This window comes from Lawsonibacter sp., from assembly GCF_022777125.1.
Classification (GTDB): domain Bacteria; phylum Bacillota; class Clostridia; order Oscillospirales; family Oscillospiraceae; genus Lawsonibacter_A; species Lawsonibacter_A hominis.
Window position 1 is genome coordinate 1 of the sequence record NZ_JALFGV010000063.1, and the last position, 11294, is coordinate 11294.

At 65.2% G+C, this 11294-nt stretch carries 10 protein-coding genes; 8 read left to right on the forward strand and 2 right to left on the reverse strand.

Annotated features, from left to right (window positions below):
* The 7 genes from MR825_RS05055 to MR825_RS05085 all read left to right on the forward strand — a co-directional run.
* Positions 1-1851: RelA/SpoT family protein (locus tag MR825_RS05055; RefSeq protein WP_287879259.1), on the forward strand; the 1851-nt coding region annotated here is incomplete at its 5' end.
* Positions 1852-1960: 109 nt separating this feature from the next.
* Positions 1961-2173 carry a hypothetical protein gene (locus tag MR825_RS05060; protein ID WP_186908181.1) on the forward strand — a complete coding sequence of 71 codons (213 nt, stop codon included), beginning with the start codon at positions 1961-1963 and terminating at the stop codon, positions 2171-2173.
* The gene (locus MR825_RS05065; protein ID WP_186908182.1) at positions 2163-3371 is read left to right on the forward strand and encodes a carboxylate--amine ligase; all 1209 of its coding nucleotides are present in this window, start codon (positions 2163-2165) and stop codon (positions 3369-3371) included. The genes MR825_RS05060 and MR825_RS05065 overlap by 11 nt, the downstream gene beginning before the upstream one ends.
* Positions 3368-4072, forward strand: coding sequence for an aspartate/glutamate racemase family protein (locus MR825_RS05070; RefSeq protein ID WP_287879261.1), 705 nt, complete (start codon positions 3368-3370; stop codon positions 4070-4072). Before MR825_RS05065 ends, MR825_RS05070 begins: the two co-directional genes overlap by 4 nt.
* A 56-nt stretch (positions 4073-4128) precedes the next feature.
* The gene (locus MR825_RS05075; protein WP_287879262.1) at positions 4129-5649 is read left to right on the forward strand and encodes a Mur ligase family protein; all 1521 of its coding nucleotides are present in this window, start codon (positions 4129-4131) and stop codon (positions 5647-5649) included.
* Entirely contained in the window at positions 5646-6473 is an 828-nt protein-coding gene (locus MR825_RS05080; protein WP_186908184.1) for an epoxyqueuosine reductase, read from the forward strand. The genes MR825_RS05075 and MR825_RS05080 overlap by 4 nt, the downstream gene beginning before the upstream one ends.
* 57 nt (positions 6474-6530) lie before the next feature.
* Positions 6531-6965: a CBS domain-containing protein gene (locus MR825_RS05085; protein ID WP_186908185.1), complete on the forward strand. Its 435-nt coding sequence runs from the start codon at positions 6531-6533 to the stop codon at positions 6963-6965.
* 40 nt (positions 6966-7005) lie between these two features.
* On the opposite strand, the gene MR825_RS05090 is transcribed toward MR825_RS05085, so the two are convergent.
* Both MR825_RS05090 and spoIID read right to left on the reverse strand, forming a co-directional pair.
* Positions 7006-8409 (reverse strand): NAD(P)/FAD-dependent oxidoreductase, encoded by a 1404-nt coding sequence (locus MR825_RS05090; RefSeq protein WP_256174447.1) that lies wholly within the window; start codon positions 8407-8409, stop codon positions 7006-7008.
* A gap of 215 nt (positions 8410-8624) precedes the next feature.
* Complete coding sequence (gene spoIID, locus MR825_RS05095) at positions 8625-9641, reverse strand: stage II sporulation protein D (protein WP_256174448.1); 1017 nt, start codon at positions 9639-9641, stop codon at positions 8625-8627.
* 189 nt (positions 9642-9830) lie between these two features.
* Here spoIID and MR825_RS05100 point away from each other — a divergent pair, with 189 nt between their 5' ends.
* Positions 9831-11198 (forward strand): citrate/2-methylcitrate synthase, encoded by a 1368-nt coding sequence (locus MR825_RS05100; protein ID WP_186908188.1) that lies wholly within the window; start codon positions 9831-9833, stop codon positions 11196-11198.
* Positions 11199-11294 lie beyond the last annotated feature (96 nt).

Consider the following 11294-nt stretch of genomic DNA (forward strand, 5'->3'; position numbering starts at 1 on the left):
ATGCTCATGGCCATGGCCAAGGACATCCGGGTGATCCTCATCAAGATCTGCGACCGGCTGCACAACATGCGCACCATGGCCTACCAGACCCCCCGCAAGCAGAAGGAGAAGGCCCTGGAGACCATGGAGATCTACGCCCCCATCGCGCACCGTCTGGGCATGCAGCGCATCAAATGGGAGCTGGAGGACACCTCCCTGAAATATCTGGACCCCATCGGCTACCAGGAGATCGCCGACGAACTGGCCGCCCGCTCCTCCGCCCATGAGGAATTCCTCTCCGGCATCCAAAAGCGCATCCAGGAGCGGCTGGACGAGGAGGGCATCCGCTGCACCATTTACGGCCGGGTCAAGCACATCTACTCCATCTACCGCAAGATGTACGCCCAGAACAAGACCATGGACGAGATCTTCGACCTGTACGCGTTCCGGGTCATCGTGGATGATATCCCCGACTGCTACAATGTGCTGGGCGTCATCCACGATCTCTACAAGCCGGTGCTGGGCCGCTTCAAGGACTATATCGGCACCCCCAAGCCCAACGGCTACCAGAGCCTGCACACCACCGTCATCGGCCGGGAGGGGCTGCCCTTCGAGGTACAGATCCGCACCTGGGAAATGCACCACACGGCGGAATACGGCATCGCCGCCCACTGGAAGTACAAGCAGGGCATGGCCAACGAGAAGCTGGGCACCGAGGAGGCCTTCGAGTGGGTGCGCAAGCTTTTGGAAAGCCAGCAGGACATCGACGCGGAGGAATTCGTGCGCACCATGCGGGTGGACCTGTTCGCCGACGAGGTGTTCGTGTTCACCCCCCGGGGCGACGTGATCAACCTGCCCGCCGGGGCCACCCCCATCGACTTTGCCTACAACATCCATTCCGCGGTGGGCAACCACATGACGGGCGCCAAGGTCAACGGCCGCATGGTGCCCTTTGACACCGCCCTGAAAAACGGCGATATCGTAGAGGTCATCACCTCCAAGTCCGCCCACGGCCCCAGCCGGGACTGGATGAAAATCTGCAAATCCAACGAGGCCCGCAACAAGATCCGCCAGTGGTTCAAAAAGGAACGCCGGGAGGAGAACATCGCCACCGGCCGCGCCTGCTTCGAATCGGAACTGAAGCACGCCGGCCTCTCCCTGGCGGCCATCACCGCCGAGGACGTGCTGCCCTTCGTGCTGAAAAAGGCGCGCTTCGGCACTCTGGACGAGCTGTACGCCGCCATCGGCTACGGCGGCATGTCCGCCCAGAAGGCGGTGGTGCGCATCAAGGACGAGATCGCCCGTCTGGGCCGCGTCCAGGCGGAGCAGCAGGCCGCCGAGCGCGCCGCCCAGGAGGCGATCCATCCCGCCACCGGCGCCGCCTCCGCCCCGCCCCCCAGAGCGGGCCGGAAGAGCGAATCGGGTATCATCGTGGAGGGCCTGGACAACTGTCTGGTGAAGTTCGCCAAGTGCTGCACGCCCGTGCCCGGGGACCCCGTGGTGGGCTTTATCACCCGCGGCTTCGGCGTGTCCGTCCACCGGCAGGACTGCCCCAACGCCGCCGCCGAGCGCCGCAAGCCCGAGGAGGCGGGGCGCTGGATCCGGGTGTCCTGGGCGGCGGGGGAGCTGGCCAGCTATCAGACCTCCCTGGAGATCTCGGCCAAGGATCGGGACGGGCTCACCCTGGACGTGGCCATGGCGCTCTCCGCCGCCAAGGTGAAGACCACCGGCCTCTCCGCCCGCTCCATGCCAGACGGCTACGCCAGCGTCAATATCGTCCTGGAGGTCAAGAACCAGGAGGAGCTCTCCGCCGTCATCAACAAGCTGGGGCAGATCCAGGGGGTCTACCAGGTGAAGCGGGCCGCGGGATGACCGACCGGAAGCGCATGCTGCGCCCGCCGCCTCCCCCTGGACGCCGTACGGTTTTCCAGCGGCGCGGGAGACGATTTCAGAGCGAAATTCCTACTAAGGAGAGCGGAACATGACTACAATAGAGAGAAAGCCGGAGGGGCAGCGCCTGGAGCGCCTGATCTCCGACTGCTTTTCCGGCGGCGAGATCTGCCGCCGGGAGCTGCGGCTCCAGGAAGGGGAGGCCCAGGCGCTGGAGCAGGCCTACCCCGCCAGCCGGGTGCGGCCCATGGGCGGCAGCTGGTATGAAATCACCTTTCAGGGGGCGTTCCAACATGGCAACTGAATTCATCCCCGTGCTGCTCGGCTCCGATATCAACGCCTACAGCATGGCCCGCGCCTTCCACGAGGCCTACGGCATCCAAAGCGTGGTATACGGCATGTACCCGGCCAGCGTCTGCGCCGGCAGCACCATCATCGACTACCGGGTGCGCGCGCACAACGACCGGGCGGACACGGTGCTGGAGAACGTCACCGAGGTGGCCGGGGCGCACCCGGACAAAACCATTCTGGTGCTGGGCTGCGGGGATAACTACCTCAACGCCATCTCCGCCAACCTGCCCCGCTTTCCGGGCAACGTCGTGGCGCCCTATGTGCCGCTGGACCTGCTGGAGACGCTCATCCACAAGGAGCGCTTTTATCAGCTCTGCGAGCAGTACGGCATCGATTATCCCGACACCGTGGTCTATCACAAGGGCATGGGTCACGACTTCACCCTGCCCTTCGACGGCCCCTTTGTGGTCAAGCCCGCCGAGTCGGACACCTACTGGAAGCATCCCTTCCCCACCCAGAAGAAGGCCTACGTGCTCCAGACCCGCGCGGAGGTGGATCAGGTCATCGACGACATCTACGGGGCGGGGTATGAGGATTCCCTAATCCTCCAGGACTTTATCCCCGGAGACGACAGCTTTATGCGGGTGGTCACCAACTACTCCGGCGCGGACGGCAAGGTCCGCCTGATGTGCGTGGGCCATGTGCTGCTGGAGGAGCATACCGACCATGCCATCGGCAACCACGCCGTCATCATCACCGAGCGCTCGCCGGAGCTGTGCGAAAAGCTGCGGGCGTTCCTGGAGGCGATCCGCTTTACCGGCTTCTCCAACTTCGATATCAAATACGACCAGCGGGACGGAAAATTCAAGGCCTTTGAGATCAACTGCCGCCAGGGCCGCAGCAACTATTACGTCACCGGCGCGGGGTACAACCTGGCCAGGTACCTGGTGGAGGACCGCATTGAGCACACCAGCGCGCCCCTGACGGTAGTGGAAAACCGCCATCTCTGGTGGGTCATTCCCAAGGCGGTGGCCTACGACTACGTGAACCCGGCTTACCACGGGGAGATGCGCAGCCTGGATCAGGCGGGCGCCTCCGTCAATCCGCTGTTCTATCCCGCCGACCGGGGCTTCTTCCACAAGCTGCGCATCCTCAAGGGGCAGCGCCGCTATGTGGGCTGGTACGCCTCCAGTATGGAGAAGGCGAAATGAGCGAACAGCGCCTTGGCATTTTAGGCGGCATGGGACCCCAGGCCACCCAGGATTTTTACCAGCGCATCCTGGACCGCACCGACGCCGCCTGCGACCAGGAACACCTGCCCACCCTGATCCTCAGCGACACCGGTATGCCCGATCGCACCACCGCCATCCTGGGCGGGGATGCGGAGGGCTGCTATCAGCGGCTTTTGGCCGACGCCCGGCTGCTGGAGCGCAGCGGCTGCACCGTGCTGGCCATCCCCTGCAACACCTCCCATTTTTTTGCCGACCGGCTCCAGAAGGAGCTGGAGGCGCCCCTGATCCACATGCCCCGGGAGACCGTGGCCGTACTGGCCCGGTCAGGGAAGCGGAAGGTGGGCGTCCTGGCCACCGACGGCACCGTGCAGACCGGGGTCTATCAGAAGGAATGCGCCGCGCAGGGCATCCTCGCCGTCGCCCCCCCGCCCGAGGTGCAGAAGCTGGTCATGGGCATCATCTACGATGAGATCAAGCGGGGCGAGAAGGGCAGCCGGGAGAAATTTGCCGTCATCGACCGCTGGCTGCGCGGCGCCGGGTGCGACAGTGCCATCCTCGCCTGCACGGAGCTGTCCGTCTACCGCACCTATCACGGCCTGCCCGATTATTATCTGGACGCCATGGACGTGCTGGCCGAGCGGTGCATCACCGCCTGCGGCTATAAATTGCGCATGGTATAGGCGCTGCGGCGCCCTCCCCGCCCATGCGATCATTCTTTCAACTGGTGGTGACGTACATGATGGACCGGCCCCGTCTGCCGCTCGGCGGCTATTATCAGCTGCTCCAGCGCCGCGGCCTGCTCTGCGGCGATTCCCCCCTGGCCGCCGACCTGACCCGCCCCGTGGCTCTGGTGTCCTGCGACTCCAAGCGGGTCATCCCCGGCACGCTCTTTCTCTGCAAGGGCGCGCGATTCAAAGCGGAATACCTCCGCTCCGCGCTGGAGCAGGGGGCGTTCGCCTACGTCAGCCAAACCCCCTATCCGGACGTTCCCCTGCCCTGCATCCAGGTCACGGACATCCGGCAGGCCATGGGGCTGCTGGCCGACGCCGCCTACGGCCATCCCTCCGGACAGCTGCGCATCACCGGCATTACCGGTACCAAGGGCAAAACCACCACGGCCTATTACCTCAAGTCCATTTTGGATATTTGGCTGGAGGGCCAGGGCCGCCGGGCCAGCGCCCTGCTGTCCACCATCGTCACCGACGACGGCGTAGAGCGCCGTCCCGCCAAGCTCACCACGCCGGAACCGCTGGACCTGCAGCGCCACCTGTGGAACGCCGCCTCGGCGGAGGCGGACTATTTGACCATGGAGGTGTCCAGCCAGGCGCTGAAATACGGCCGGGTCATCGGTGTGGAGCTGGCCTGCGCGGTCTTCCTCAATATCGGGGAGGACCACATCTCCCCGGTGGAGCACCCTGATCTGGAGGATTATCTGAATTCCAAGCTGCTCATTTTCCGGCAGGCCGCCGCCGCCTGCGTGAATCTGGACAGCGACAAGGCCGACCGCATCTGGGCGGCCGCCCGGGCCTGCCCCAGCGTGATCACCTTCTCGCGGAAGTTTCCCTCCGCCGACGTGTACGCCGACCAGATCCGCAAGCAGGGCGGGCACATCGTCTTCCGCGTGCGCACCCCCTCTTATGAGCGGGAGCTGGCCATCTCCACGCCGGGGCTGTTCAACGTGGACAACGCCCTGGCCGCCGTGGCGGCGTGCCAGGTCTACGGCGTCCCGGAGGACGCGGTGGCCGGGGGACTGCTGCGCGCCTTCGTGCCCGGGCGCATGGAGCATTACCAGAGCGCCGACGGGGCCATCTCCGTCATCGTAGACTACTCCCACAACGGCATGAGCCTGCGCAACGCCCTCTCCTCCGTGCGCCAGGAATACCCCGGCCGGGAGCTGACGGTGCTCTTCGGCTGCACCGGCGGCAAGGGCATCGACCGCCGGGAGGGGATGGGCAACGCCGCCGGAGAACTGGCCGACCGGGTCATCCTCACCGAGGACGACCCCGGCCCCGAGGCGGTGGAGGCGATCTGCGCCGATATCGGGGTGTTTTTACAGCGTCATGGGAAGGCGTACACCGTGGTGCCCAACCGGGAGCAGGCGGTGGAGCAGGCTATCCTGGGCGCCCGGCGGCCCGCCGTGGTTCTGCTGGCGGGCAAGGGCTGCGAGACCCAGCAAAAGCGCAAAAGCGGCCCCGAGCCCTGCATCCCGGACGGGGAGCTGGCCCGGCGGACGCTGGAGCGGTACGACGGGCGATGACCGCTCTGGACCAGGCCTTTCGCGCCGCCGGAGCCGCCGCCTGGGGCGGCGTGGCCTATGACCGCCTTACCCCGGAAATGACCCGGGAGGATCAGGAAAAGGTCCGCGCCCAATGTCCCCAGCCCAGGACGGTGCTGGTGGCCGCGTTCCCCTATTACGCCGGAGACCGGCCCGGTAATCTGTCTCTGTATGCCCGGGGGGAGGATTATCACCGCGCCCTCGCCCGCAGGCTGAATACGGTTTGTGATTTTTTATCTCGCCAATACCCGATGGAATCCTTTCTGCCCGCCGCCGACAACTCCCCCCTGCCGGAGCGGGAGGCCGCCCGGCTGGCCGGGCTGGGCAAGGTGGGCCGCCACGGGCTGCTTATCCTGCCCCCTTACGGCTCCTTCCTGTTTTTGGGGACCATCCTCACCGGCGCTGCGCTGGCGCTGCCGGAGCGGGAGGCCGCGCCCGCCTGCGAGGACTGCGGCCGCTGCGCCGCCGCCTGCCCGGTGGGCGCGCTGGGACCCGGCGGCGCAGACCGGGAGCGCTGTCTCTCTCAGCTGACCCAGCAGAAGCGCCTGACGGACGAGGAGGCGGCCCTGGTGGCCGCGCACCCCTATGTCTGGGGCTGCGATTTGTGCCAGCGCGCCTGTCCATACAATCACCACGCCGCCCGATCGCCCCTGCCGGAGTTCCGGGAGGATCTGATCGACCGTCTCACCCCCGCTGATCTGGACGGCCTGAGCAACCGGAGCTTCCAGTCCAAATATGGCACGCGGGCCTTCGCCTGGCGGGGCCCGGGCCCGCTGCGGCGCAACCTGGAGCTGCAGCAGGAATAAAACCGCCGTTTCAGGCCCAAACTATCGGTATCGTTTGGACAGAAAGGCGGTTTTTCCATGCAAGTACGCGATCTGATGAACCCCAGCGTGGTCTCCATCACACCCGGCGAGTCGGCTTCCCTGGCCGCGCGGCTGCTGTCCCGGCATAATCTGGGCTCCCTGCCCGTCTGCGGGGAGGACGGCGGCCTGCGCGGCATCGTCACCGACCGGGATATCGTCCTGCGCTGCGTGGCGGCGGAGGAGGACCCGGCCCAGACCCCCGTCAAGGACATCATGAGCCGCAACTGCGCAGTGGTCTCCCCCGACGACGACGCAAGGGAGGCCACCCGGCTCATGGCCGCCCGACAGGTGCGCCGGCTGCCGGTGCTGGAGGACGGCAGAGTGGTGGGCATGGTCTCCCTGGGGGACCTGGCCCGCAGCCACCGCTGCGACATGGAGGCCAGCAAGGCCCTGTCTGAAATTTCAGAGAACGTAAAAAAAGTCTACCCCTGACAAAGCCAAAGGCCCGCGGCAGTGCCGCGGGCCTTGTCTGTTATCCCTGCTCGGACAACCTCCGGGCAATGACCCGGGCTACCTTGACGCCGGAGGCGCCGGCCTGGGCCAGCCCGCGGGTGACCCCCGCTCCGTCCCCTGCGGCAAAGAAGCCGGGCAGGGCGGTCTCCAGCTCCCCGGACAGGGCCAGGCGGGCAGAGTAGAATTTGACCTCCGCGCCGTAGAGCAGCGTATCGTAATTGGCCGTGCCGGGGGCCAGCTTGTCCAGCTGATAGATCATCTCGATGATATCGTCCAGCTGCCGCTTGGGCAGGGCCAGGGACAAATCCCCCGGCACTGCGGCGGTAAGGGTGGGACGTACAAACGACTTGCTCATGCGGTGCTCGTTGGTGCGGATACCGCTGACCAGGTCCCCGAAGCGCTGCACCAGCACGCCGCCGGCCAGCATGTTGGACAAAGAGGCGATATGCTTGCCGTAGCGGTAGGGCTCGTTGAAGGGCTGGGTAAATCGGTTGGATACCAGCAGAGCAAAATTGGTGTTTTCGCTCTGCAGGGCAGGGTCGGAGTAGGAGTGGCCGTTGACGGTGTTGATGCCCTCCACGTTCTCGGCCACCACATGGCCGTAGGGGTTCATGCAGAAGGTGCGCACCTGGTCGCCGTACTGCTTGGTGCGGTAGACCAGCTTGGACTCATACACCACGTCGGTGATGTGCTCGAAGACCTTTGCGGGCAGCTCCACCCGCACGCCGATGTCCACCTGGTTGTTGATCAGCTCCAGACCCAGGCCCTTGCACTGGTTGGAGAACCACTCCGCCCCGGAGCGTCCGGGCGCGGCGATGAGCCAGCGGCAGTCCACCGGCTCCCCCCGATCGGTGACCAGACGGTAGCCCTCCGTCCCCAGGACCTCGATAGAGGCCACGCTGGTGCGGAAGCGGTACTCCACGTGCTCCCGCACGGTCTCGTAGATGCTCTGGAGGATCTTCAGGTTGTTCTCCGTGCCCAGGTGCTTGCACCGGGCCTGGAGCAGGTGCAGGTCAAACTCCAGCGCTTTTTTCTCCAGGGCGCGGGCGGCGGGGGTATCGGTGGAAAAAACCTGGTCGGTCGCGCCGTGGCGCACGTTGATGGAATCCACATAGTCGATCAGATCCATGACCTCTTTGGCGTCCATAAAATCGGTGAGCCAGCCGCCGAACGCGGTGGTGAAATTATATTTCCCGTCGGAGAAAGCCCCCGCCCCGCCGAAGCCGCACATGGTATCGCAGATCTTGCAGTGGATGCACTCCTTCACCTTGCCTGCCACGATGGGGCAGCTGCGGGTATAGATATCGGAGCCCTGATCCAGGGTGACCACTTTCAGGGAGGGGCACAGGCGCATCAGCTCATAGCCCGCGAAGATCCCGGCCTCACCGCAGCCGATGATGGCGACGTCATAGCGTGTACTCATGTGCGATCTCTCACTTTACCATAAAATAGGGCACAAAGACGCCCTATTTATTATACCACAGCTGTCAACCGCTCCATCTGCGCCCCCGCCTGCTCCCGCTGCCCGCCCTGCGCGCGGGGCGAAAATCGTCCCGTGCGGAGCGGCGGACGCGGCCCTCCCGGCGCAGACGCCCGCGCTGCCGCCCGCTGCTGTTTCTGCCGCCGGAGAACCTGCCGTCACCCAGCGGGGGAATAGCGCCCCAGCTCAATGCCGGTATAGTACCATTTCAGGATCTCTTCATAGGTCTTTCCCTGCCGTGCCAGGGCGTTGGCCCCATATTGGCTCATCCCCACCCCGTGGCCGTAGCCGGTGACGGAGAAGGTGACCGCGCTTTCGTCCGCGGTGACAGTGAAGTTGGCCGAGCGCAGAGAAAACAGCTCCCGCAGGGCGCTCCCCGTCACGGCTGCGCCGCCTACCGTCACGCTGGACACGCCCCCGGCGGAATTGCGGACGGTCTCCCCAAACCACCCGGAGGGCGGACCGGACAGGTCGGCCTGCGGAACCTTCGCCAGCAGCGTGCGTTTGAACTCCTCCACCGGCACCGACGCCGTGCTGTGGTAGTTGGGCACCTCCTCTCCCTCCGGGCTGTCCACCCCGGACAGGTAGGGCACGGCGTTGCCCCAGACCTCCACCGCGTCCACCGTGCGCCCGGCGGCGGAGGAAAAGAAGACCGCCTGGATGGGCGCGCCGTCGTACAGGGCCGCCACGCCGTCGGTATCCGCCACGGCGGCGCTGATCTTGGCGGTATAGACCTGGGTGTTTTCTCCCCAGTTCTCCGCCGCCTGGTCCGGTTCGATATAGGCCTGGCAGCAGTTGATGTCGGTACACACGTCGGCGTCGGGATGGTTTTGCACCGTGCGCCCCATCTTGGCCAGGGTGTAGGTGCGGGCGGCCACCGTCTGCGCCTTGAGGGCCTCGGGTTCGAAGGAAGCCGGCATTTCAGCGGCCACCACCCGCCACAGGTATTTGTCCAGCGGGAGCGTGAGCACCTCGCCGTCCCCTATCGAGACCCGGACCGTGACCGCTGCGTCCTCGGAGCGCGCGGGCGTGACCACCGTGCGGTCGATGGGCAGCTCGCCGGTAGGGGCGGCGCTCTCCTGCGCCGTCCCCGGCCCGTCCTGCCGCACCAGCAGCAGCGGCAGCAGGAACAACAGCAGCAGCAGCGCCAGAGCCGTGGCCACGACCTGTTTCATATCCATTCCCTCCGTCCGTCTTTTGCAAGTTTCCAGGCTTCCTATTTCACTTTTGCTTTTTCGCTTTATTCGTCTAAACCAAAAGGCGCTCCACCGGAAGCTTCGGATTTGTCTTCCCTCCCCATTGACGGCGCGGCAAAAAAAGGATACAATAGACCGCAATAGAGACGGGCAAAGGAGCGTCACAGCATGCAGAATGAGGACAAGGAGATTGCGAAGGGCTTTATCGAAAGTCTATGCGGAGAATACCGCAGACATAACTACATCGACCCGGCCTTTTATGAGACCTATAACGTAAAACGCGGCCTGCGCAACGCCGACGGGACCGGCGTCATGGCCGGCGTGACCCAGATCGGCAACGTGCTGGGCTACTATGTCCAGGACGGCGAGCGGGTCCCCATGCCCGGCAAGCTGGTCTACCGGGGGATCGACGTGGAGGAGCTGATCGACGGTTTTATGAGCGAGGGCCGGTTCGGCTTTGAAGAGACCGCCTATCTGCTGCTGATGGGCTCCCTGCCCACCCGCGGGCAGCTGTCCGCCTTTCAGCAGCTTTTGTCCGACCACCGCTCGCTGCCCCGGATGTTTACCGAGGATATGATCCTCAAGGCCCCCAGCCCCGACGTGATGAACAAACTGGCCCGCTCGGTGCTGGCTCTGTATTCCTATGACGACGACCCGGACGACATGTCTCTGCCCAATCAGCTGCGCCAGGCCGTGCAGCTCATCGCCCGGGTGCCCGTCATCGTGGCCCACGCCTTCGCGGTGAAGCGGCACTACTACGACAATGAATCGCTTTACCTCCACCGGCCTCAGGAGGGCCTGAGCGTGGCGGAGAACTTCCTCTACTCGGTCCGGCACGACAACCGGTACACCGACCAGGAGGCCAAGCTGCTGGACCTGTGCCTGGTGCTGCACGCCGAGCACGGCGGCGGCAACAACTCCGCCTTCGCCTGCCGGGTGCTCTCCTCCTCGGGTACCGACACCTATTCCGCCATTGCCGCCGCCGTAGGCTCCCTCAAGGGCCCCCGCCACGGCGGCGCCAACAAAAAGGTCATGGAGATGTTCTCCCACATCCAGGAGAACGTGCACGACTGGAAGGACGACGACGAGGTGCGCGCCTACCTGGGCGCCCTGCTGCGGAAGGAGGCGGGAGACCGCTCTGGGCTCATCTACGGGATGGGACACGCCATCTACACCCTCTCCGACCCCCGGGCCGTCATCCTTAAGCGGTTTGCCAAGAAGCTTGCCGCCACCAAGGGGATGCTGGACGAGTTCGAGCTTTACGAGAGCGTGGAGCGGCTCACCCCGGAGGTGCTCCTCTCCGTCAAGGGCGAGGACAAGGTGGTCTGCGCCAACGTGGACCTGTTCTCCGGCATGGTCTACAAGATGATGGGCATCCCGCAGGAGCTGTACACCCCCCTCTTTGCCGTGGCCCGCATGGTAGGCTGGTGCGCCCACCGGATCGAGGAAGTCTATCAGCCCGGCAACCGGATTATCCGCCCGGCCTACAAGGCCGTGGCCCCCATGCGCACGTTTATCCCCCTGGATCAGCGGTAAAAAGCGCGTAAAAGCGGCGCGGCCCCGACCTGAGTCGGGGCCGCGCCTTAGCTTGTTGAAAAAGGCCTTTTTCGACCGAGGGATGCATGACGGACA

Bases quoted from the DNA above. Each gene is read 5' to 3' on its own strand.
- MR825_RS05060 (WP_186908181.1), top strand. From the start codon at position 1,961: ATGACTACAATAGAGAGAAAGCCGGAGGGGCAGCGCCTGGAGCGCCTG.
- MR825_RS05065 (WP_186908182.1), top strand. From the start codon at position 2,163: ATGGCAACTGAATTCATCCCCGTGCTGCTCGGCTCCGATATCAACGCC.
- MR825_RS05070 (WP_287879261.1), top strand. From the start codon at position 3,368: ATGAGCGAACAGCGCCTTGGCATTTTAGGCGGCATGGGACCCCAGGCC.
- MR825_RS05075 (WP_287879262.1), top strand. From the start codon at position 4,129: ATGATGGACCGGCCCCGTCTGCCGCTCGGCGGCTATTATCAGCTGCTC.
- MR825_RS05080 (WP_186908184.1), top strand. From the start codon at position 5,646: ATGACCGCTCTGGACCAGGCCTTTCGCGCCGCCGGAGCCGCCGCCTGG.
- MR825_RS05085 (WP_186908185.1), top strand. From the start codon at position 6,531: ATGCAAGTACGCGATCTGATGAACCCCAGCGTGGTCTCCATCACACCC.
- MR825_RS05090 (WP_256174447.1), bottom strand. From the start codon at position 8,409: ATGAGTACACGCTATGACGTCGCCATCATCGGCTGCGGTGAGGCCGGG.
- spoIID (WP_256174448.1), bottom strand. From the start codon at position 9,641: ATGAAACAGGTCGTGGCCACGGCTCTGGCGCTGCTGCTGCTGTTGTTC.
- MR825_RS05100 (WP_186908188.1), top strand. From the start codon at position 9,831: ATGCAGAATGAGGACAAGGAGATTGCGAAGGGCTTTATCGAAAGTCTA.